This window comes from Paraburkholderia sp. (genome assembly GCF_024281035.1).
Classification (GTDB): Bacteria; Pseudomonadota; Gammaproteobacteria; order Burkholderiales; family Burkholderiaceae; genus Paraburkholderia.
On the sequence record NZ_JAMXLH010000048.1, the window covers coordinates 142964 to 162622 of the forward strand.

Consider the following 19659-nt stretch of genomic DNA (forward strand, 5'->3'; position numbering starts at 1 on the left):
GAAGCGGATTGAGAAGCGGGTTGAGCAGCGGGTTGAGAAGCGCCGAAGCGTTGAATCTGATCGACAGGTGCGCGCCATGACGCGGATCGACTTTCACACCAACGTCGGCGACTCGCTGATGTACGCGTGCCGGCTCGTGCGCAAGGCGTATCTGGCGGGCGAACAGGCCGTCGTCCTCGCCGAACCCGCGCGCCTGCGCGCGTTCGACGAGATGCTGTGGACGTTTTCGCCGCTCGACTTCGTGCCGCACTGCATGGCGGACAGCGAGTTCGCTCTCGCGACGCCCGTCGTGCTCGCGGCCGGTCTCGAACGCGCGCCGCACTATCGCGTGCTGCTCAATCTCGGCGCTGCCGTACCGCCGCAGTTCGCGCGCTTCGAGCGCCTGCTCGAAGTGATCGGCGATGCGCCCGACGAACTCGCGGCGGGCCGCGAGCGCTATCGCTTCTATCGCGACCGCGGCTACGCGCTGAACAACTACAAGCAGGGCGGCTGACCGCGCGCGCTTGTGCGTGTAAGTGGCGCAGGCTCTACTGATTGAAGGAGGTTCTCGTGTCGGACGTGCATGATGCAGGTGATGCTTCCATTCCCCTCCTGACCGATACGCTCGTGCCGGGCAACGCGCTCCTCGCACGCGCCGGTGCTCAAGGCACGCAGGCCGCAGCGGCTGCACCGGCAGCCGCGACCGCTGCCGCCGGTGCCCTGCCCGCAGGCGCACCAGGCTCCCATGCGCTCGATGCCGATGCGCTTGTCGAGCGCATGCGCGGGCGCTGCATGACCTGGCTCACCGGCGAGGGCCGCAGCGTCATCGAGGCGCGTTGCGCCGCCGCGGTGCAGGAGCATTCGCATTGGCTCGTGGGGCAGGTGTCGCGTGAAATCGGCCTTGCGCTCGAAGCTCAACTGGCGGGCTGGGTGAAAGCGGCTGTGAACGAAGAGCTGGCGGCGCGTGCCGGGCGCGGGTCGTCTTCGGGCGCGTCGTCGGGCGGCGTCTGAGCCGTTACGCGAAAGCATGATGCGGCGCGCGCCGGGCACGCGCCGCCGTTATTTGAGTGTGAGTATCCAGTTCGCGAGCGCGGCCGCCTGGACGGCGTTCAACTGCGTGTTCGCGGGCATCGGCACGTTACCCCATACGCCGCTGCTGCCTTCCACGATCCTGTGGGCGAGATAGGCCTGCGCATCCGGCTTCGACGCGTACCTCAACGCGATCTCTCGCAGCGCCGGTCCCATCAACGTGTGGGTCACCGAATGGCAGCTCATGCAATTCTCCTGCTGAGCGAGCGCGAGCCCCGCCGGTCCACCCTGGGCGCCGGCCGGCCCGGCGGCGAGAGCCAGCGGGAGCGCTGCGGCGAGCGTCGCGATGTTCCTGATCACTTGCGACTTCAGATTCATGCTGGTCTCCGCCGGCCTTGGGGCAGGCTGTTATGTGGTCGCATTATAAAAGCAAAGGGCGCACGACCTTGCGTGCGCCCTCATTCGACACGCGTTCCGCAATAGCAGAACACCAGGCGAGTACCGAAGCGTTCAGCCCGTCACCGCACCCTCGTTGGCGGGACGCGCGAGTGCTGCGTACTTTGCGAGCACGCCGCGCGTGTAGCGCGGCGCCGGTTGTTTCCATGCGGCGCGGCGGCGCGCGAGTTCCGCATCGTCCACGTTCAGCTGCAGCAGCAGCTGATGCGCGTCGATGGTGATCGAGTCGCCTTCGTGCACGAGCGCGATCGTGCCGCCCTCGAATGCTTCCGGCGCGACGTGGCCAACGACCATACCCCATGTGCCGCCCGAGAAACGCCCATCGGTGATGAGACCGACCGATTCGCCGAGCCCCTTGCCGATGATCGCGGAAGTCGGCGCAAGCATTTCCGGCATGCCGGGGCCGCCCTTCGGACCGAGATAGCGCAGCACCACGACGTCGCCTGCCTTGATCTGGTCCGCGAGGATCGCCTGCATCGCGCTTTGCTCGTCGTCGAATACGCGCGCCGGGCCCGTGATGACCGGGTTCTTCAGCCCCGTGATCTTCGCGACCGCGCCTTCGGTCGCGAGATTGCCCTTGAGAATGGCGAGGTGGCCTTCCCTGTACAGCGCTTCGTGGATGGGGAAGATGACCTGTTGATCGGCGCGCGGCACCGAAGGCACGTCCTTCAATGCTTCGGCGAGGGTCTTGCCTGTGATCGTCATGCACTCGCCGTGCAGGAGGCCCGCGTCGAGCAGGATCTTCAGCACTTGCGGAATGCCTCCGGCCCGGTGCAGATCGGTCGCGACGTACTGGCCCGAAGGCTTCAGGTCGCAGATCACGGGCACTTTCTTGCGCATGCGTTCGAAGTCGTCAATGCTCCACTCGATTTGCGCCGCGTGCGCGATGGCGAGATAGTGCAGCACGGCGTTGGTCGAGCCGCCCGTCGCCATGATGAGCGCCACGGCGTTCTCGATCGACTGCTTCGTGATGATGTCGCGCGGCTTGAGGTCCTGCTTGACCGCATTGACGAGCACGCGCGCCGATTCGGCCGCGGAGTCGACTTTCTCGTCGTCGGGATTGGCCATCGTCGACGAGTACAGCAACGACATGCCGAGCGCCTCGAACGACGCGCTCATCGTATTCGCCGTATACATGCCGCCGCACGAACCCGTGGATGGGCACGCGTGCTGCTCGATGCCTTCGAAATCCTCTTCGGACAGGCGGCCCGCCGTGTATTCGCCGACGGCCTCGAATGCCGAAACGATCGTCAGATCGTGGCCCTTCCAGTTGCCCGGACGGATCGTGCCGCCGTAGACGTAGATGCCGGGCACGTTCATGCGCGCGAGCGCGATCATGCCGCCGGGCATGTTCTTGTCGCAGCCGCCGATCACGACCACGCCGTCCATCCACTGGCCCTGCGCGCAGGTCTCGATGCAGTCGGCGATCACCTCGCGCGAGACGAGCGAGTACTTCATGCCTTCGGTGCCCATCGACATGCCGTCCGAAATCGTGGGCGTGCCGAAGGTCTGCGGGTTCGCACCGGCGTCCTTGATGGCGGCGACGGCGGCATCGGCGAGGCGCTGCAGGCCCGCGTTGCAGGGTGTGATCGTGGAGTGGCCGTTGGCGATGCCGATCATCGGCTTGTCGAAGTCGGCTTTTTCATAGCCGAGGGCATAAAACATCGAGCGGTTCGGCGAGCGCGCCACACCTTGCGTGATGTTCTTCGAGCGACGGTTGTGCGACATGGGGAGGCTCCTGTGGGAGTGGTCTCGAATGCCGTGCAGGCGCGTTCTTCTTCGTGGTTTCGTCGTGCTGCGCCAGCGTGTCCGAAGAAGCATGCGGTTTCGCGAGCGGAATGTCCAGTATATTATTCGTCGGTTATTGGGTCGAAAAATATATCAATACAGGGTGTACGCATGAGCTCGACAATTCCGGATCTGCGCCAGCTGCGCTATTTCGTGGCCGTGGCCGAAGAGCAGCACTTCGGCCGCGCGGCCGCGCGCCTGTCGATGACGCAGCCGCCGCTGTCGCAGGCGATCCGCGCGCTCGAAGAGACGCTCGGCGTCGAGCTGTTTGCACGCACGCGCCGTTCGGTCGAGTTGACGCCCGTGGGCGCCGATCTGCTGCCCGAGGTGCGCCGCCTGCTCGCAGCGGCGCAGGCGCTGCGCCCGCTCGCGCAGAGCCTCGCGCGCGGCGAGGCGGGCGTGCTCGGGCTGGCCTTCGTCTCGACCGCCGACTACGGCCTTCTGCCGCTCTTGCTGCGCGAATTCGGCGCACGCTATCCGCGCGTACGCCTGCAACTGACAGAGGCCACGAGCGACGTGCAGCTGGACGAACTGGCGGCAGGGCGCATCGACGCGGGCCTCGTCATCGCGCCCTTGCCGCTGCGTCATGCGGCGCAGCTCTCGTATCTGCCGATCGCGCGCGAGCCGCTCGTGATCGCGATGCCGCGGGATCTGTCGGCACGCACGGGCGGCGCGTCCGCCGACGACTGGTGCGACACGCCCGTGAGCCTGCGCGATCTCGCCGAAACGCCGCTCGTCGTCTTCCCGCGCCATCTGGCCCCGGGTTTTTATGACATCATCATGGACTGCTACGGTGCCGCGGGGCTCGTGCCGCGCGTGGGGCAGGAGGCGATCCAGATGCAGACGATCGTGAGCCTCGTCTCGGCGGGCATGGGCGTGGCGCTGGTGCCGCAATCGCTGCGCCACCTGCGGCGCACGGGCGTGGCCTACCGCCCGCTCGCGCAGGCGGTGCCCACCATCGAAACCGGCCTTGTCTGGCGCGCGGTGGAGGTGAGCCCGGTGCTGGCGGCCTTTATCGAGATCGTGCGCGCGCATGCGGCCGCTATCGGCGTGGCGGACTGAATGCCCGGCATGCGGGTTTTCAGCGCCGAAAACAGCGTACGCCGCGCCGACTCGGCGATAATGCTGGCGCCGCGAACCGCGGCGCGCCGGAACCGTCCAACGCTCGCGGCGCGTCGCGCCGCCCCGATGACACTCTTCGCCGACAAGAACTGACTTCACGATGCTCATTCACCCGAACTTCGACCCCGTCGCCATTCATCTGGGGCCGCTCGCCGTGCGCTGGTACGGCCTGATGTATCTCGTTGGTTTCATTCTGGCCATCGTGATCGGCCGCCTGCGTCTGCGGTTGCCGTTCGTCGCGGCACAAGGCTGGACCGCGAAGGACATCGACGACATGCTGTTCTACGGCGTGCTCGGCACGATCCTCGGCGGGCGCCTCGGTTACGTGCTGTTCTACAAGGCCAGCTGGTATTTCGCGCATCCGCTCGACATCTTCAAGGTGTGGGAAGGCGGCATGTCGTTTCACGGCGGCTTCCTCGGCGTGACGTTCGCGATGATCCTCTTCGCGTGGCAGCGCGGCCGCACGTGGCTGCAGGTCACCGACTTCGTGGCGCCGATGGTGCCGACGGGCCTGGCCGCCGGGCGCCTCGGCAACTTCATCAACGGCGAGTTGTGGGGCCGCGTGACGTCGCCCGATTCGCCGTGGGCGATGCTGTTCCCGGGCGCGGCCAACGACGATGCCGCGTGGCTCAGCGCGCATCCGCAACTGACTGCGAAGTGGCATCTCAACGATGTCTTCGCGCAATATCACCTGCTGCCGCGCCACCCGTCCGAACTCTACGAGATCGCGCTCGAAGGTCTTGCGCTGTTCCTGTTGCTGATTTTCTTCTCGCGCAAGGAGCGCCCGGTGGGCGCGATATCGGCGATGTTCCTGATCGGCTATGGCCTTGCGCGCTTCACTGTCGAGTTCGCGCGCGAGCCCGATGACTTCCTCGGCCTGCTTGCACTCGGCCTGTCGATGGGCCAGTGGCTGTCGCTGCCGATGATCATCGTGGGCGTGGGCCTGCTCGTGTGGTCGTACCGGCGAGCACGCCGCAACGGCACGCGTGCACTCGGCGCGAATAGCTGAACGCAGGTCGTTCGTTTTATGCAAAAGCCCCGCTAATGCGGGGTTTTTAGTTTTTTTGCGCTTGGCTTTCGGCTCATGGGAAGTACGCGTCACTTCATCTGCACGGACCCCGACACGTTGACGGTCACCGTCGACGTGCCGCCTTCGATCGACATGGGCGGCGCGACCTTCGCGTCGGCGGCCATCGCACGTGCGTTCATCATCATGACCGGGCGCGGCACCACGCCCATGTGCCCCACATTGACTTCGCGGATCGTGTAGCTGCCGTAGCCGAACGCGCGCGCCGCGGCCGTGGCCTGATCGCGGAACGACGAGATCGCCTCACCCGAGAGCTTCTTCTCGGCGGCGCGCTGCGCTTCGGGCGAGAGCGAGAACTGCACGTTGCCGACCTGCATGATCGACGCGATATCGCCTGCAAGCTTCGAGGCGGCGGTGAAGTCGTGCGATTCGAGCACGACTTCCGTGCGGCCGCGCCATGCCGAAATGCGGCCGTCGCGGTCGGTGGACGGAAAGATCGAGAACTGGCCCGAGCGCGCGCTCACGCCGGGCACGCCTCTCGCTTTCTGCATCGCGGCGTCGGTGCGCTGGTTCAGCGTGGCGGTGAGCGAGGCCGGATCGCTCGCTTCCTGCTCGTAGAACAGCGTGATCGTGACGACGTCCTGCGGCACTTCTGCGCTCGCCTGCGCGGACAGCGACAGCACGCCTGCCGGCTGAAAGCGCGCATCGCTCTGTGCGAACGCAGTGCCGGGCGCGAGCGTGGCCGCAAACATGAGCGCGAGCGGCGCGGCAATGGTGAGCGCTGCGGTGAGGGCGGCGGCCGTTTTTCTCTTCATCGTCGACTCCTTGCAGAATGGATTATTCGATACGCAAGCGCGCCAGCCCGGCTGCGCGTTGGTGAGCGTGCGGGGCGTGCACTTCACATCACATCAGATGTTTCGTGATGAACGCCCACTCGGCTTCGGTGACGGGCGTGATCGAAAGCCGGTTGCCTTTCGCGAGCACGCGCATGTTCGCGAGCGCTTCGTGCTCGCGTAGTGCCGCAAGTGGAATCAACGCGCACTTCTTCTTGAAGACGACGTCGACGAGTATCCAGCGTGGATTCTCTTGCGTCGATTTCGCGTCGTAATAAGGGCTCTTCGGATCGAACTGCGTAGGGTCGGGATAGGCCGTCGATGAGACCTGTGCGATTCCCGCGATGCCGGGCTCGGGACAACTGGAGTGATAGAACAGCACGCCGTCGCCAGCCTGCATCGTGTCGCGCATGAAATTGCGTGCCTGATAATTGCGGACACCGGTCCAGGGCAGCGTGCGATGCGGTGCGTGAGCGAGGTCGTCGATACTTGCTTCGTCGGGTTCGGACTTCATCAGCCAGTAGCGCATGAGTCGGAGGTCACGTCGAAAGAGAGCGGGGAACGTGCGCGCCAGGTGTAGGCGGGCACGGGCGGTATGACGCTATGGATTGGCGCTGGAACGCCGCACTAAAAAGAGCAGACGCAGGAACAGATGCTACCAGGCCCGAATTGGAAACAACAATGAAAAACGGCATCGGACGCAAGTCCGATGCCGTTTGAATTGGTCCCCGCCATAGCCGCTAGGCCGGCATCCTGAACCGAGGGTTCAGAATTGGTCGCAGTTAGCAGCACTTCGGGTACATCAGACAGAGTGACGCGCACACCCGTGCTACAAATTTCCACAACCGTGCACATGGCATTGGTTCAAGGAATATATGACCTTGGCAAACCAGGCAGGGAAGCTAACTAAACCTTTTAAAACGTATTACTGCACGCCGCTGTACTGCTGAATCACGGCGCCGAGTTGTTCATTCATTGAGCGCATTGTACGACGGATTTCTTCGGCTGGGAATGCCTCTCCGTGTCGCACACTTGTCTGCAGTCGCAGCAGTTCCGACGCGAGCGAAAGTGCCGCCATGACTGCGATTCGATCCATGCCGCGCACGTTGCTGTGCGTGCGGATTTTCGACATTTCCGCATCCACGCGCGCCACGGCTTCGAGCAGCGCGCCTTCGGTTTCGGGTGAACAGGCGAGGCGATAGGTCTGGCCGAGAATCGTCGCTTCGATCTGTTTGGTGGTCATGCGTTTTCTCCGTGGCGGGCCGCGTTGCTCTCGGCGGCGGACGGCGACTGTTCGAGCAGATCGAGCTGGTTGTCAGGCTCGCCTTGCCCGCGTGCGCGCGGCAATTTTTCGAGAATTGCGTTCAGGCGCACCTGGGCGTCGTCGATCTTCGCGGACAGCGCATCGCGCTCCGCCTGCAGTGCATTGCGCTCTTCGCGCACCTGCTCGAGTTCGGCGCGCGTTGCATCGCATTGCGACTGCAATTGCGCGAGTTGCGCTTCGAGTGCCTGACGCGCTTCGTGATGGAGCCGATTGATCTCGATCAGCCGCCCGATATTCTGTGAGAGTGTTTCGAGTTCGTTGAGCATGTGCTGCGTCCTCTAAAGACAGGCATTCTAGCGCGGATTACCGGGTATTCCGATAATTGTGTCGTTTCCAGACGTAACATCCCTGCTTCTTGCAGGCAACGTCACCGAGTCTGCTCAGCGGGAATGCATTTTGCCGCCACGTACGCGATGACACCAGCGTGGCGCGGACGCTTTTCTTGACGTCCAGACGGGCCGCTCCTACACTTGCCGCACTCTGGTGCCCGCGCTCGAAATGCGTGGTTAAACGGGAAACAGGGAGCGAAGTCCAGCCCCGGACATACGCCATCCTGTGCTGCTCTGTGCAACGGTACCGCGACCGCGCGCGCTTCTTGCATCGCTTCTGGCAAGCTGTTCGCACGCAACTCGATCCCAGCATGCAATTTCTGCGTGCATCCATGGCCACTGCGCAACGGCGCGGGAAGGCGGATCGCGTCGTCGCCAGCCCGGATACCGGCCAGAGGGCGAGGTGCTCGTGTCAGCCGCGCCGGTGTGATGCACTGGCGCCGTGTGGACACGGCCCTTTATCGCGCCGTTTCGCGCAGAGCGGAGCACGCGCACGCTGGCTACCGGATCATCACCATCATGTATTTGCACACCTGCTGCGCGATTGTGCGCGATCTGCGGCTTGGCGCCTTGCGCCGCTGCAAAGCGGGTGCTCGTGCCGCGTCGCGCTTCATGCGGCACATCATGAGCAGCGTGATGCGGGTGAAATCGCTAAACCAGGCTGCGCCCGTTTTTCATCGGGCATTCGTTGCCGGCGCATGCCTGCGCGAACGATGCGCGCGCATCGTTCGTGTTCGCGTGTTTAGCATCTCACGCGGCAGAGCGCCTGGTTCCTTTCCTTTCGATAACGACAACGCCCCCCTTCGACCCGCACGATGCGAACTGCCGATCGCAATCACATGCCTGCCGTGAGCGGGCCCAGATTCCGGGCGTCGATGAGCGCGCGTCGCGCGTGCGTCATCTGGCTCGCGCTGACGCTCGCCGCTCTTATTGTGTTCGCGGCATCGCTTGTGATCGGCAGCGTGCCGGTCACGCTCGCGCAGGCACTGGCTGCGTTGTCGCCATCGCACACGAACACCGACATGGCCGCTGAAATCGTCCGCACGCTGCGCCTGCCGCGCGCGCTCGGCGGCTTCGCGTGCGGCGCGCTGCTCGCGCTTGCCGGGGCGTTGCTGCAGGTGCTGCTGCGCAATCCGCTCGCCGAACCGTATGTGCTCGGCGTATCGGGCGGCGCGGCCGCGTTTGCGCTCGTCGCGATGATCGTTGGCCTGGCCGCGTGGGCGGTGCAGGCGAGCGCATGCGCGGGCGCGTTCGCGTCGATCCTGCTCGTGCTCGGCCTCGCGCGCCGTGAATTGTGGCGCGGCGAGCCGCAGGACAGTTCTCCGCGTTTGCTGCTCACCGGCGCCGTGACGGCTGCGGGTTGGGGCGCGCTCATCACGCTGCTCCTTACGCTCGCGCCCGATGCGCAATTGCGCGGCATGCTGTTCTGGCTCACGGGCGATCTCAACGGCGCGAGCATGCCGTGGGCGGCGCTCGGTGCGCTCGTGCTCGTGCTCGCGGCCATCGTGCCGGTCGCCCCGCAACTGAACGTGCTGCTGCGCGGCGACGCGGCCGCGCAGGCGCTCGGCGTGCCGGTGCTGCGGCTGCGCGTGCGCGTCTATCTCGTGGCGTCGCTCGCGGCGGCGGCGGCCGTGACGACGGGCGGCACCATCGGCTTCGTCGGGCTCGTCGTGCCGCACATGCTGCGGCTCGCGTTCGGCAACGACCAGCGCATGTTGCTGCCCGCCGCCGCGCTCGCGGGCGGGCTCGCCGTGATGGGCGCCGATCTCGCCGCGCGTACCGTGGCCGCGCCAGCGCAGTTGCCGGTCGGTGTCGTGACCGCGCTCGCGGGCGTGCCCGTGTTTCTCTGGATGCTGCTGCACAGGCGCACGCGATGAAGCACACAACGGATCACACAACCCATGGCACGCCGATCCTGGCCGCCCGCGCGCTGACCTTGCGCGCGGGTGCACGCACGCTCGTCGAATCGCTCACGCTGTCCTTCGGCGCCGGTGAAATCTGGTGTGTCGCCGGTGCGAACGGCGCGGGGAAGACGACGCTGATCGGCGCGCTGGCCGGGCTGCGCACGAGCGCGGCAGGCCACGTCGAAATCGATGGCCGCACGCTGGCCGACTGGGCGCCCGTCAAGCTCGCGCAGCGTCGCGCGCTGATGCCGCAGGACGTGCACGATGCGTTCAACGCGAGCGTGCTCGACATCGTGCTGCTCAACCGCTATCCGCATCTGGCGGGCTGGGGTTGGGAGCGCGACGAGGACCGTACGGCGGCGCATGCGGCGCTGGCCGCGCTCGGCCTCGAAGCGCTCGCCGCGCGCGACGTGCTTTCGTTGTCCGGCGGCGAACGGCAACGCGTCGCGCTCGCAGCCGTGCTGTGCCAGGATGCGCCGCTTCTGTTGCTCGACGAGCCGCTTTCGCATCTGGATCTGCATCACCAGATCGCCTGCCTCGAAGCGCTTGTGCGCTGGGTGAGATTCGAGGCGCGCACGATTGTTTTTTCCTGCCACGATCTCAATCTCGCGCGGCGCTATGCAACGCATGCGCTGCTGCTCGACAGCCGTGGCGGCTTTTACGCGGGACCGGTGGGCGAAGTATTGACGCCGGACCGCGCAAGCGATGCGTTCGGCCATCCGCTCGTGCTGATCCGCGAAGGCGCGCACGAGGCGCTCGTTCCCGCGCTTTCGCGCGAGCCCGCGCCTGGAGCTTCACCGCGTCGCCCGAACTGAATACCGCTTTATCCAATGTGAACTTCAACCCTTTGACCCGAACATGACGTCGACTCTTTCCCAATTGCTGGACATCGAGCCGCTGGACCTTTCGCTGCGCGACGAGCTGCAGCATCTGATCGATACGAAAACCAAGCCGCCCGGCAGCCTCGGCCGGCTCGAGACGCTGGCGCGCCAGCTCGGCATGATCCAGCAGACGACGCATCCCGTCGTCGAGCGGCCCACGATGATCGTCTTTGCGGGCGATCACGGCATCGCCAATGAAGGCGTGAGTCCGTATCCGCAGGCCGTGACCGTGCAGATGGTCGCGAACTTTCTCGCGGGCGGCGCGGCGATCAATGCGTTCAGCGGCGTCGCGGGGCTCACGCTGGAGATCGTCGATGCCGGCATCGCGACGGCGTTGCCGTCGTCGCCGTCGCTCGTCGACGTGGCCATCGCACGCGGCACGCGCAACTTCGCGCACGAAAGCGCAATGACGCGCGAGCAGGCCATCGCCGCGCTCGAAGCGGGCGCGGCGCGCGTGCGTCATCACGCGGCGCTCGGCACCAACGTGATTGGCTTCGGCGAGATGGGCATCGCGAATACGTCGTCGGCTGCGTGCCTGATGAGCCGTCTGTGCAATGTGCCGATCGACGAGTGCGTCGGCCGCGGCACCGGTCTCGACAATGCGGGCCTCGCGAAGAAGCGCAACATCCTGGCGGCGGCGCTCGCGCGTCATGCGGACGTGCGCGAGCCGCTCGACGTGCTCGCGACGTTCGGCGGCTTCGAGATCGCAATGATGGCGGGTGCCTACATCGAAGCGGCGCGCTCGCGCATGACGATTCTGGTCGACGGTTTCATCGCCACGTCGGCGCTGCTCGTGGCCGATTCGCTCGCGCCCGGCGTGCGCGATTACTGCGTGTTTGCGCATGCATCGAACGAAGCGGGTCACCGTCGCATGCTCGATCACTTCGGCGCGCGTGAACTCCTCGCGCTCGATCTGCGGCTCGGCGAGGGCACGGGCGCAGCGCTCGCGGTGCCGCTCCTGCGCGCGGCGTGCGCGTTCCTGAACGAGATGGCGAGCTTCGAGTCGGCGGGCGTCGCCAATCGCGGCGACGACGGCGCGGCTGGTGCGTAATGCGGCGGGCGCGCGGGACGCGGGAGGCAGCGTGCACGTGAGGCATCGGCAATGAATCCGCTTGCGGAGTTGCGTTACTTCTTCACGGCGCTCGGCTACTTCACGCGCGTGCCGGTGCCGCGCTGGGTCGGCTTCGAACCCGCGTGGCTCAACGCCGCCGCGCGCTATTTCCCGCTCGTGGGCGCGGTGGTGGGCGCGTTGGCGGCGCTCGTGTATCTCGCGGCGCTACGCGTCTTTCCGCCTGGCGTGGCGGTGCTGCTGTCGATGACGGCGACGCTCGTCGCGACCGGCGCTTTTCACGAGGACGGACTCGCCGATTGCTGCGATGCGTTCGGTGGCGGCTACACACGCGAGGACGTGCTGCGCATCATGCACGATTCGCGGATCGGCGCGTTCGGCGCGATCGGCGTTGTCGTCGCGCTCGCGTTGAAGTGGCAGGTGCTCGCCGCGCTGCCGCCCATGCGCGCCGCGATGCTGATGATCGCGGGTCACGCCGCGAGCCGCGCGTGCGCGATCAGCTATCTCGTCTCGCTCGACTACGTGCGCGCCGAAGGCAAGGCGAAGCCGGTCGCCCAGCGCATGAGCGTTGCGGCTTTGCTCTTCGCGTGCGTGTTCGGTCTGCCGTGGCTCTTCTGGCCTGGGTGGCACGAATCGCACAACTGGCATGCGGGCATCGCTACGCTCGTCGTGCTCGCCGGACTGCGGTTCGCGCTCGGACGCTACTTCGTGAAGCGCATCGGCGGCTATACCGGCGATTGTCTCGGCTTCGCGCAACAGGTGTTCGAACTCGCGATCTATCTCGTGGGGCTCGCGTGGATTTCGTTCTGATCCGGCATCCCGCCGTGACCGTCGAGCCTGGCGTTTGTTATGGCAGCAGCGACGTGGCGCTGGCGGGCGATGCGGCGCACGAGGCCGCACGGATCGCGCAGCGGCTCGATGCGCTTGGTGCACGCGCACCGTTGCGTATTGAGTCGAGCCCGCTCACGCGTTGCGCGCGGATCGCGCATGCGCTCGCATCGGCGCACGGTCTTGCGCCGCGCGTCGATGCGAGGCTCGCCGAGATGGACTTCGGCGCGTGGGAAATGCGGCGCTGGGATGCGATCGAGCGCGCGCAGATCGACGCCTGGGCCGCGGATTTCGAGCATGCCCGCACGCATGGCGGCGAGAGCGTTGCGCAGTTCGACGCCCGTGTAGGCGCGTGGTTCGACGAGATGCGCGATGCGCGTGAAGCAGACGAAGCAAATGCAGGCAGCACGGCTTGGGTCGTGACGCACGCGGGCGTGATTCGCGCGATCACGGCCCGCGCGCTCGAACTGTCGCTCTCGCGCTGCGTGCGCTGGCCGCTGGAAATGGCCGCGCTCGTCTGGTTGCGGCGCGATGCGGCGAGCGGACAGTGGTCGCTGGTTCGCTGGAACGTCTGAGTTAATTCGAAGCCCGAATCAATGCAAGCCGATGCGAATCAACGGCTCGCGCCCGCGTCACGTGCGCGCGCCTGATCCAGATCCTTGCAGAGCTGCGCCGCGCCCTGAGCGATGCGCGGGGCGGGGCGCGTAAGCAGATCCCCGTCGATGGCGAAGAGGTTGCCGTGCCTGACTGCCGTCAACATCGGCCACGCGCGCCAGCTTTCGAGCGCGGGCAGCGGTTGATCGGATGCGGTCGCGCCTTGCGCGGACGTCACGATCGCATCGGGATTGGCGGCGAGCACGGCTTCCGTCGAAACCGTCGGCACGAGCGGCTTCAAGCCCGCGAAGATGTTGCGTCCGCCACATAGCGCGATCACGTCGCTGATCATGCTCTCGCCGTTGAGCGTCATCAGCGGCCGATCCCACGCTTCGTAAAACACGCTCACAGGCGGGCGGCCCGCGTAGCGCGTGCGCAGTTGCGCGATGTCGCGGCGAAAATCCGCGGCGGCGGCCTGCGCGGTGTCCGGCGTGTCGAACAGCACGCCGAGGCGCGTGAGCGATGTCGCGACGTCGTCGAGGCGGCGGGGCGCGCTGAAGAAGAGCGGAATGTGCAGATCGCGCAGGCGGTCGATCTGCTGCTGGTCGTTGCCTTGCCACCAGACGACGATGAGGTCGGGCTTGAGCGCGGCGATGCGTTCGAGGTCGAGCACGAGGGCGTCGCCGATGCGCGGCACGCGTTTGGCCGCGCCCGGGTAGTCGCTGTAGCTGACCGTGCCGACGAGCCGTGCGCCGCCGCCCGCCGCGTAAATCAGTTCGGTGCCGTGGGGCGAGAGGCTGATCACGCGCCGTGCGGGTGCGGCGAGCGTGACGGTGCGCCCGGCATCGTCGACGACGCTGACCGATGCCGATGCCGATGCCGATGCCGATGCCGATGCCGATGCCGATGCCGATGCCGATGCGGCGCGCGTGGTGGTCGCGGTAAGCGCGGTGAGCGCCACGGTCGCGCCGAGCGCCAGCGCAACGAACATGCGGCGCGTCATGACGAAGCCGCCGTGCGGGGCAGGGTGAGCATGCGCGGCGTCATGGTGTCATGGCGTCTTGAGCGCAAGCGGCAATCCGGCGGCGATGAACGTCGCGCGGTCGGCAATCGCGGCAATGCGCTGGTTCAGCCTGCCGAGTTCATCGACGTAAAGGCGCGTGGCTGCGCCGAGCGGCACGACGCCCATGCCGATCTCGTTGCTCACGACGAGTACCGTGCCGCGCGCGCGCTCGCAGGCGGCGGCGAAGGCGTCGACGCGCGCGGACCAGTCGGGCAGCGGGGTTTCGGAGCCGGGCGGACACAACAGGTTGGCGAGCCAGAGCGTGAGGCAGTCGATCAGCACGCACTGGCCGTTAGACCCAGCCGTATCGAGCGCGGCGGCGAGATCGAGCGGCGCTTCGACCAGCGCCCAGTGCGCGGGCCGCCGCGCCCGGTGATGCGCGACGCGCTCGGCAAGCTCGTCGTCCGCGACGCGCGCCGTGGCGATGTAGGTGACAGGCAGCCCGCTGTCGCGGGCAAGGCGTTCGGCATACGCGCTCTTGCCCGAGCGCGCGCCACCGACGATGAAGGTGAGGTCGCGCGAAATCATCGCGTGATTGTACCGGTGCGGTCGCAGTGCGATGGGATAATGCCGTTTTTGCGCGGGTTGTGCCGTTTTTGCGTTCGGCGCGCGTTCGGCGCGCGACGCGGCCCGCATCGCTCAGTAGAGCACCATCTGCGTGCAGCGGAACAGGGCGATGGTCTTGCCGTCGGGCGCGCTCACGAGTGCGTCCCAGACCTGCGTGCTGCGGCCCAGATGGACGCCCGTCGCGACCGCCGTGATCGTGCCTTCGCGCGCGGTGCCGAGGAAGTTGCTCTTGAGTTCGATGGTCGTGAAGTTCTTCGCATCGGGCGGCAGATGCGCGAGGCACGCGTAGCCGCAGGCCGTATCCGCGAGCCCGATCACCGTGGCCGCATGCAGAAAGCCGTTCGGCGCGAGCAGATCGTCGCGAATGTCGAGTTCGGCGCGCAACAGGCCCGCTTCGAGGCGCGTCGCCCGAAAGCCCAGCAGATCCGGCAGACGGCCGCGCTGGCGCTCGCGCAGGGAGTCGATCGTGACGTCGGTTCGCAGCTTGCTCATGGTCGAACGGTTCCTCGAAAAAAGGGGGACATTGACGGCCGCTTCACGTCCGGGACTTCGGCAGCGCGGGATTTGCCGATATTATCGGACGGTTGGATCACGGCGCCGGCCGGATTCCGGCGCACGGGCATCTCCGCCCGCGCGCGTTCCGGCCGCCGACCCGCAGCCAGGCAGATACCTTGGCAATCCGGCTGGCAGGCGCGTCAGCCATCCTGACAGGAGTATTCATGACGGTAATCGTGGTGGCGAATCCCAAGGGCGGCGTGGGCAAAAGCACGCTGTCCACCAATCTGGCAGGCTATTTCGCCGCGCAGGGCGAGTGGGTGGCGCTCGCCGACCTCGACCGGCAGCAATCCGCGCATTCGTGGCTCGATCTGCGGCCTGCAACGCTGCCGGCCATCGAAAGCTGGGGCGTCAATCTCGACACCCCCCAAAAGCCGCCGCAAGGGCTCGAGCACGCGGTCATCGATACGCCCGCGGGCCTGCACGGCAACCGGCTCGGCGCGATCATCGAACTGGCGGACAAGGTGATCGTGCCGTTACAGCCGTCGATGTTCGACATTCTCGCGACCCAGGACTTCCTCGACCGGCTGGCGAAGGAAAAGGCGGTCCGCAAGGGGACGATCCAGGTCGGGGTGGTCGGCATGCGGGTGGACGCGCGCACGCGCTCGGCGGACCAGTTGCAGCGCTTTGTCGAGGGACTGAATCTGCCGGTGCTCGGCTATCTGCGCGACACGCAGAACTACGTGCAGCTTGCCGCGCACGGCCTCACGCTGTGGGATGTCGCGAAAAGCCGGGTGGAGAAGGATCTGGAGCAGTGGCAGTCGATCCTTGCCTGGGTCAATGGAAAAAAATAGGCAACAAACAGGCAACAAACAGGCCGCAAATGAGTGCCGAATAAGCGACCGCGCGGGGCGCGCGAGCCCACGCCCCGCGAAACCGGACTTCAGGTCCAGTTCTGGGTCGGCACGTGGTCGCGGCTGCCCTTGATGCGGTTGTTCTCGTCGACGAAGACCAGGTCCGGCTTCCAGCCGGCCTTCAATTCCGCCTCATCCACGTTCGCGAAGGCCGCGATGATCACGAGGTCGCCCAGTTGCGCGCGTCGTGCCGCCGAGCCATTGAGCGAAATCATGCCGCTGCCGCGCTCGCCCTTGATCGCGTAGGTCGAGAAACGCTCGCCGTTGTTGACGTTCCAGATGTCGATACGCTCGTTTTCGACGATGTTCGCCGCTTCGAGCAGGTTTTCGTCGATGGCGCACGAGCCTTCGTAATGCAGTTCGCAGTGCGTGACGGTGGCGCGGTGGATCTTCGACTTGAGCATGTGGCGTTGCATGGGGAGTCTCCTCTCGCGGGCGGGCGTTCGGCCCGCCGCTGGTCAGGCTTGGGGCGGCGCGGCGGCCGCCCGTGAAGCACGGATGAAAGCGTGAAAAATTCGCGTGGAAAATAAGCGGGGATAAAAAGCCGCGGATAAAAAGCCGGGTCAGATTTCCAGATTGTCGATCAGGCGCGTCGCGCCGATCTTCGCCGCGGCCAGCACGACGAGCGGCGCATGGGCGTCGGCTGCCACGCCCGGAACGGGCGCCAGCAGGTTCGCGCGCTTGCGGATCGCGATGTAGTCGGGATTCCAGCCGCGCGCGGCGAGCGTGGCCATCGCGTCGAGTTCGAGCTGGTGGAAGTCGTGCCGGCCCGACAGGATCGACTCGCGAATCGCGCGCAGCACGGCGGCCAGTTGCGGCGCTTCGGCGCGCTCGGCCTGCGTCAGATAGCGGTTGCGCGAGCTGAGCGCCAGCCCGTCGGCGTCGCGCACCGTTTCGGCGGCGATCACTTCGGTCGGCAGCGCGAACTGCTGGCACATTGCGCGCACGATCATCAGCTGCTGATAGTCCTTCTTGCCGAACACGGCGACGCGCGGCTGCACGCACGACATCAGCTTCATCACGACCGTGCACACGCCTTCGAAGAAGCCGGGGCGGAATTCGCCTTCGAGAATGTCGCCGAGGTTGTGAGGCGGGTGAACGCGATATTCCTGCGGCTGCGGGTACATATCGTGTTCGGTCGGCGCGAACAGCACGTAGACGTTCTCTTTCTGCAGCTTGTCGATATCGTCCTGGAGTGTGCGCGGATACTTGTCGAAGTCCTCGTTCGGACCGAACTGGAGCCGGTTGACGAAGATGCTCGCCACGACCGGATCGCCGTGCTGGCGCGCGAGCCGCATCAGTGACAGATGGCCTTCGTGAAGGTTGCCCATGGTCGGCACGAACGCGGTGCGGTTTTGACCGCGCAACTGGTCGCGCAATTCCTGAATCGAACTGATGACTTTCATGATCGGATGCGTTATGCCTCGCGCGGGGCAAGACGGGGTTGCAGCCACCGGCCACCGGATGCGGCGGGCCAGTTCGGGGAGCCGGTTGGAGCGGCGGACGTTTTGTCCGCTGACGGCAAGGCAGGCGCGGGCGATTGTAGAGGATTTGAGCGCGTCGCGCAGCCGTTCCTGACGGAGGGGGCATGCGGCGAGGTGCCGGGCGCAAACGCCGGAATCGGGGGTGTGAACACCGCCGCGACGACGGGCGCGGGCGTGCAGAGGGCGGTGCTACGCAGTGCACGGGCAGTCCGCGCGGCGGCTTCGTGGCGCGGGATCGGGCGTCGCGGGATGTTCCGGGACGCTCAGGCCGGCAGGTAGGCGAGCCGCACGTAGATCGGCGCGAAGGGCTCGGCCTGGGTGATCTCGATCAACGATTCGCGCGACAGTTCGAGCATGGCGATGAAGTTCACGACCACGACCGGCACGCCGCGCGTGGTGTCGAAAAGCTCGGAAAACTCCATGAAGCGCGCATTCTGAAGCCTGCGCAGGATCACGCTCATGTGTTCGCGCACGGACAGTTCCTCGCGCGAAATCTTGTGGTGCTGCACGAGCTTCGCGCGCTTGATGACGTCGGCCCATGCGGCGCGCAGGTCGTTGCTGTCGACGTCGGGAAAGCGCGGCGTGATGCTCTGTTCGATGTAGACCTCGGCGCGCAGGAAGTCGCGCCCGAGCTGCGGGAGCTGGTCGAGGCGCTGCGCGGCGAGCTTCATCTGCTCGTATTCGAGCAGGCGGCGCACGAGTTCGGCGCGCGGGTCTTCGGCTTCCTCGCCGGTATCGGCCTTCTTGACCGGCAGGAGCATGCGCGACTTGATCTCGATGAGCATCGCGGCCATCAGCAGATATTCGGCCGCGAGTTCCAGATTGGTCTTGCGCAGCTGCTCGACGTAGCCGAGGTACTGCCTCGTGACATCCGCCATCGGGATGTCGAGGACGTTGAAGTTCTGCTTGCGGATCAGGTAGAGCAGCAGGTCGAGGGGGCCTTCGAAGGTCTCGAGAAAGACTTCGAGCGCATCCGGGGGGATGTACAGGTCCTGCGGCAGCTTGAAGAGCGGCTCGCCGTACAGGCGTGCGAATGCGACGCCGTCAACCGTATCGGGCGTCGAATCCGTTGCGGGCGCGGCCAGCGCCTCGTCCGCCGCACTGTGCGCCGGCGTGCCCGCGGCGTGTCCCGCTTTGGGTGTTCCGGCCCCGTCGGCCTCGGCCATCAGAAGTTCTGGTAGTAGACGTAGGCCGTCTGCTTGACGCGCGATGCCTGCTGGCGCTCACGTTCGTCGAGATCGAGCGGCTGCTTGTCCCACAGGAGCGCACGGCCCTTGCGTTGCTGCTCTTCGAGCTGCGGGTGCTTCTGCTTCAACTGGTTCAGGAACTGCGTGATGTCCGACTGATACATGGCCGACGTCCGTGAAAAATGGCGGGATCGCACCATTGCGAGCCCGCCGCTGTTTATGTCGTCGGCAATTTTACAGCAAGCGCAGCGTGCGCAACATGCGGCCGGGAGGTGCATTGGATCCGCGGGCTGCGCCGGATGCGCCTGCAGGTCGTGCCCAGACAGATGCCGGAGCGGGCGCCGAAGCGGGTGCCAGAGCGGGTGCCAGAGCGGGTGGCACAGCGCGTGCCAGGGCCGCCAAGGCGCGCCGCAGCGGGCCCGGATGGGCGCTTGCGGCCCTTTTTGCGCCGCGTTACGGAGTGCGCGTCCGCCGATGTGGTGAAATAACACGTTCTTGCCGCGCCACGCGTACACCGCCATGGTGCGCGCGTGGCGCGGCACAACCGGTGGCGACCAGTTCTACGAAGGCCGGAGGTCTTGTTTGGCGGGAAGGGTGATCGAAGCGTGGCGCGCGTGGCGGCATCCCTCAAGGGCTGCGCGGCCGGTGCACGCAGCGGCGGCTGGCAGCGTGCCGCGCGCCCGCTGCGGCGTGGCGGCGGCCGGCCGTTTTGCCGCGTCGCTTTCCGCGTCGTTTGCCGGGTTGCTCTGTGCATGGCTCGTTGCCGGCCTGCTCGCCGCGACGCCT

24 protein-coding genes, 1 other RNA gene and 1 riboswitch are annotated in these 19659 nt (G+C 66.4%); of the genes, 11 read left to right on the forward strand and 14 right to left on the reverse strand.

Annotated features, from left to right (window positions below; translation table 11 throughout):
• Positions 1–76: 76 nt before the first annotated feature.
• Together Q0L30_RS15360 and Q0L30_RS15365 are read left to right on the forward strand one after the other, a co-directional pair.
• Positions 77–493, forward strand: coding sequence for a DNA polymerase III subunit chi (locus Q0L30_RS15360; protein WP_296657890.1), 417 nt, complete (start codon positions 77–79; stop codon positions 491–493).
• Between the two features lie 56 nt (positions 494–549).
• Positions 550–990, forward strand: coding sequence for a DUF2486 family protein (locus Q0L30_RS15365; protein ID WP_296657893.1), 441 nt, complete (start codon positions 550–552; stop codon positions 988–990).
• 48 nt (positions 991–1038) lie between these two features.
• Here Q0L30_RS15365 and Q0L30_RS15370 read toward each other — a convergent pair whose 3' ends face one another.
• The gene (locus tag Q0L30_RS15370; RefSeq protein WP_296657895.1) at positions 1039–1386 is read right to left on the reverse strand and encodes a c-type cytochrome; all 348 of its coding nucleotides are present in this window, start codon (positions 1384–1386) and stop codon (positions 1039–1041) included.
• A 132-nt stretch (positions 1387–1518) separates the two neighbouring features.
• Positions 1519–3192, reverse strand: coding sequence for a dihydroxy-acid dehydratase (gene ilvD, locus Q0L30_RS15375; protein WP_296657899.1), 1674 nt, complete (start codon positions 3190–3192; stop codon positions 1519–1521).
• A 171-nt stretch (positions 3193–3363) separates the two neighbouring features.
• Here ilvD and Q0L30_RS15380 point away from each other — a divergent pair, with 171 nt between their 5' ends.
• Together Q0L30_RS15380 and lgt are read left to right on the forward strand one after the other, a co-directional pair.
• Complete coding sequence (locus Q0L30_RS15380; RefSeq protein WP_296657900.1) at positions 3364–4314, forward strand: LysR family transcriptional regulator; 951 nt, start codon at positions 3364–3366, stop codon at positions 4312–4314.
• Between the two features lie 160 nt (positions 4315–4474).
• Positions 4475–5383: a prolipoprotein diacylglyceryl transferase gene (lgt, locus tag Q0L30_RS15385; RefSeq protein ID WP_296657904.1), complete on the forward strand. Its 909-nt coding sequence runs from the start codon at positions 4475–4477 to the stop codon at positions 5381–5383.
• Positions 5384–5472: 89 nt separating this feature from the next.
• On the opposite strand, the gene Q0L30_RS15390 is transcribed toward lgt, so the two are convergent.
• The 5 genes from Q0L30_RS15390 to Q0L30_RS15410 all read right to left on the reverse strand — a co-directional run bounded on the left by Q0L30_RS15390 (position 5473) and on the right by Q0L30_RS15410 (position 7824).
• Positions 5473–6216, reverse strand: coding sequence for an SIMPL domain-containing protein (locus Q0L30_RS15390; protein ID WP_296657907.1), 744 nt, complete (start codon positions 6214–6216; stop codon positions 5473–5475).
• A gap of 88 nt (positions 6217–6304) precedes the next feature.
• A complete protein-coding gene (locus Q0L30_RS15395) occupies positions 6305–6763 on the reverse strand; it encodes an EVE domain-containing protein (protein ID WP_296657910.1) in 459 nt (152 codons plus the stop codon).
• A gap of 192 nt (positions 6764–6955) precedes the next feature.
• Positions 6956–7137, reverse strand: a non-coding RNA gene (gene ssrS / locus Q0L30_RS15400) — 6S RNA.
• Positions 7138–7159: 22 nt separating this feature from the next.
• On the reverse strand, positions 7160–7477 hold the full coding sequence (locus Q0L30_RS15405; protein WP_293035594.1) for a cell division protein ZapA: 318 nt from the start codon (positions 7475–7477) through the stop codon (positions 7160–7162).
• A complete protein-coding gene (locus tag Q0L30_RS15410; RefSeq protein WP_296657913.1) occupies positions 7474–7824 on the reverse strand; it encodes an ATPase in 351 nt (116 codons plus the stop codon). Before Q0L30_RS15410 ends, Q0L30_RS15405 begins: the two co-directional genes overlap by 4 nt.
• Before the next feature lie 198 nt (positions 7825–8022).
• Positions 8023–8298: riboswitch (cobalamin riboswitch) on the forward strand.
• A gap of 33 nt (positions 8299–8331) precedes the next feature.
• Between Q0L30_RS15410 and Q0L30_RS15415 the strand changes: the two genes are divergently transcribed.
• Genes Q0L30_RS15415 through cobC form a run of 6 tightly spaced genes read left to right on the forward strand, consistent with a single transcriptional unit; the run spans position 8332 to position 13144 of the window.
• Positions 8332–8739 (forward strand): hypothetical protein, encoded by a 408-nt coding sequence (locus Q0L30_RS15415; RefSeq protein WP_296657915.1) that lies wholly within the window; start codon positions 8332–8334, stop codon positions 8737–8739.
• A 23-nt stretch (positions 8740–8762) separates the two neighbouring features.
• Positions 8763–9764: an iron ABC transporter permease gene (locus tag Q0L30_RS15420; RefSeq protein ID WP_296657917.1), complete on the forward strand. Its 1002-nt coding sequence runs from the start codon at positions 8763–8765 to the stop codon at positions 9762–9764.
• Positions 9761–10606: an ABC transporter ATP-binding protein gene (locus Q0L30_RS15425; RefSeq protein WP_296657919.1), complete on the forward strand. Its 846-nt coding sequence runs from the start codon at positions 9761–9763 to the stop codon at positions 10604–10606. The genes Q0L30_RS15420 and Q0L30_RS15425 overlap by 4 nt, the downstream gene beginning before the upstream one ends.
• A gap of 43 nt (positions 10607–10649) precedes the next feature.
• The gene (gene cobT, locus Q0L30_RS15430) at positions 10650–11723 is read left to right on the forward strand and encodes a nicotinate-nucleotide--dimethylbenzimidazole phosphoribosyltransferase (protein ID WP_296657922.1); all 1074 of its coding nucleotides are present in this window, start codon (positions 10650–10652) and stop codon (positions 11721–11723) included.
• A gap of 51 nt (positions 11724–11774) precedes the next feature.
• Positions 11775–12551, forward strand: a complete 777-nt coding sequence (locus tag Q0L30_RS15435; protein ID WP_296657924.1) for an adenosylcobinamide-GDP ribazoletransferase — start codon at positions 11775–11777, stop codon at positions 12549–12551.
• Positions 12536–13144 carry an alpha-ribazole phosphatase gene (gene cobC, locus Q0L30_RS15440; protein WP_296657927.1) on the forward strand — a complete coding sequence of 203 codons (609 nt, stop codon included), beginning with the start codon at positions 12536–12538 and terminating at the stop codon, positions 13142–13144. Before Q0L30_RS15435 ends, cobC begins: the two co-directional genes overlap by 16 nt.
• Positions 13145–13182: 38 nt before the next feature.
• Here cobC and Q0L30_RS15445 read toward each other — a convergent pair whose 3' ends face one another.
• From Q0L30_RS15445 to Q0L30_RS15455, 3 genes are all read right to left on the reverse strand, one after another.
• Positions 13183–14166: a cobalamin-binding protein gene (locus Q0L30_RS15445; protein WP_296657929.1), complete on the reverse strand. Its 984-nt coding sequence runs from the start codon at positions 14164–14166 to the stop codon at positions 13183–13185.
• Between the two features lie 48 nt (positions 14167–14214).
• On the reverse strand, positions 14215–14754 hold the full coding sequence (cobU, locus tag Q0L30_RS15450) for a bifunctional adenosylcobinamide kinase/adenosylcobinamide-phosphate guanylyltransferase (protein ID WP_296657931.1): 540 nt from the start codon (positions 14752–14754) through the stop codon (positions 14215–14217).
• A 111-nt stretch (positions 14755–14865) separates the two neighbouring features.
• Complete coding sequence (locus tag Q0L30_RS15455) at positions 14866–15285, reverse strand: PaaI family thioesterase (protein ID WP_296657934.1); 420 nt, start codon at positions 15283–15285, stop codon at positions 14866–14868.
• 227 nt (positions 15286–15512) lie between these two features.
• Here Q0L30_RS15455 and Q0L30_RS15460 point away from each other — a divergent pair, with 227 nt between their 5' ends.
• The gene (locus Q0L30_RS15460; RefSeq protein WP_296657937.1) at positions 15513–16142 is read left to right on the forward strand and encodes a ParA family protein; all 630 of its coding nucleotides are present in this window, start codon (positions 15513–15515) and stop codon (positions 16140–16142) included.
• 89 nt (positions 16143–16231) lie between these two features.
• Here the strand turns inward: Q0L30_RS15460 and panD are convergent, their stop codons facing one another.
• The 4 genes from panD to Q0L30_RS15480 all read right to left on the reverse strand — a co-directional run bounded on the left by panD (position 16232) and on the right by Q0L30_RS15480 (position 19037).
• Complete coding sequence (gene panD / locus Q0L30_RS15465) at positions 16232–16618, reverse strand: aspartate 1-decarboxylase (protein ID WP_293035614.1); 387 nt, start codon at positions 16616–16618, stop codon at positions 16232–16234.
• A gap of 147 nt (positions 16619–16765) precedes the next feature.
• The gene (gene panC, locus Q0L30_RS15470) at positions 16766–17608 is read right to left on the reverse strand and encodes a pantoate--beta-alanine ligase (protein WP_296657946.1); all 843 of its coding nucleotides are present in this window, start codon (positions 17606–17608) and stop codon (positions 16766–16768) included.
• A 341-nt stretch (positions 17609–17949) separates the two neighbouring features.
• Complete coding sequence (locus Q0L30_RS15475; protein WP_296657948.1) at positions 17950–18852, reverse strand: ScpA family protein; 903 nt, start codon at positions 18850–18852, stop codon at positions 17950–17952.
• A complete protein-coding gene (locus Q0L30_RS15480) occupies positions 18852–19037 on the reverse strand; it encodes a DUF3460 family protein (RefSeq protein ID WP_296657952.1) in 186 nt (61 codons plus the stop codon). Before Q0L30_RS15480 ends, Q0L30_RS15475 begins: the two co-directional genes overlap by 1 nt.
• Positions 19038–19659 lie beyond the last annotated feature (622 nt).

Coding starts and splice junctions, on each gene's coding strand:
- Q0L30_RS15370 (WP_296657895.1), bottom strand. CDS start 1,386: ATGAATCTGAAGTCGCAAGTGATCAGGAACATCGCGACGCTCGCCGCA.
- Q0L30_RS15395 (WP_296657910.1), bottom strand. CDS start 6,763: ATGCGCTACTGGCTGATGAAGTCCGAACCCGACGAAGCAAGTATCGAC.
- Q0L30_RS15445 (WP_296657929.1), bottom strand. CDS start 14,166: ATGACGCGCCGCATGTTCGTTGCGCTGGCGCTCGGCGCGACCGTGGCG.
- ilvD (WP_296657899.1), bottom strand. CDS start 3,192: ATGTCGCACAACCGTCGCTCGAAGAACATCACGCAAGGTGTGGCGCGC.
- Q0L30_RS15360 (WP_296657890.1), top strand. CDS start 77: ATGACGCGGATCGACTTTCACACCAACGTCGGCGACTCGCTGATGTAC.
- Q0L30_RS15455 (WP_296657934.1), bottom strand. CDS start 15,285: ATGAGCAAGCTGCGAACCGACGTCACGATCGACTCCCTGCGCGAGCGC.
- Q0L30_RS15380 (WP_296657900.1), top strand. CDS start 3,364: ATGAGCTCGACAATTCCGGATCTGCGCCAGCTGCGCTATTTCGTGGCC.
- cobU (WP_296657931.1), bottom strand. CDS start 14,754: ATGATTTCGCGCGACCTCACCTTCATCGTCGGTGGCGCGCGCTCGGGC.
- panD (WP_293035614.1), bottom strand. CDS start 16,618: ATGCAACGCCACATGCTCAAGTCGAAGATCCACCGCGCCACCGTCACG.
- Q0L30_RS15435 (WP_296657924.1), top strand. CDS start 11,775: ATGAATCCGCTTGCGGAGTTGCGTTACTTCTTCACGGCGCTCGGCTAC.
- Q0L30_RS15460 (WP_296657937.1), top strand. CDS start 15,513: ATGACGGTAATCGTGGTGGCGAATCCCAAGGGCGGCGTGGGCAAAAGC.
- Q0L30_RS15480 (WP_296657952.1), bottom strand. CDS start 19,037: ATGTATCAGTCGGACATCACGCAGTTCCTGAACCAGTTGAAGCAGAAG.
- Q0L30_RS15410 (WP_296657913.1), bottom strand. CDS start 7,824: ATGCTCAACGAACTCGAAACACTCTCACAGAATATCGGGCGGCTGATC.
- cobT (WP_296657922.1), top strand. CDS start 10,650: ATGACGTCGACTCTTTCCCAATTGCTGGACATCGAGCCGCTGGACCTT.
- Q0L30_RS15390 (WP_296657907.1), bottom strand. CDS start 6,216: ATGAAGAGAAAAACGGCCGCCGCCCTCACCGCAGCGCTCACCATTGCC.
- Q0L30_RS15475 (WP_296657948.1), bottom strand. CDS start 18,852: ATGGCCGAGGCCGACGGGGCCGGAACACCCAAAGCGGGACACGCCGCG.
- Q0L30_RS15425 (WP_296657919.1), top strand. CDS start 9,761: ATGAAGCACACAACGGATCACACAACCCATGGCACGCCGATCCTGGCC.
- lgt (WP_296657904.1), top strand. CDS start 4,475: ATGCTCATTCACCCGAACTTCGACCCCGTCGCCATTCATCTGGGGCCG.
- Q0L30_RS15405 (WP_293035594.1), bottom strand. CDS start 7,477: ATGACCACCAAACAGATCGAAGCGACGATTCTCGGCCAGACCTATCGC.
- panC (WP_296657946.1), bottom strand. CDS start 17,608: ATGAAAGTCATCAGTTCGATTCAGGAATTGCGCGACCAGTTGCGCGGT.
- Q0L30_RS15420 (WP_296657917.1), top strand. CDS start 8,763: ATGAGCGCGCGTCGCGCGTGCGTCATCTGGCTCGCGCTGACGCTCGCC.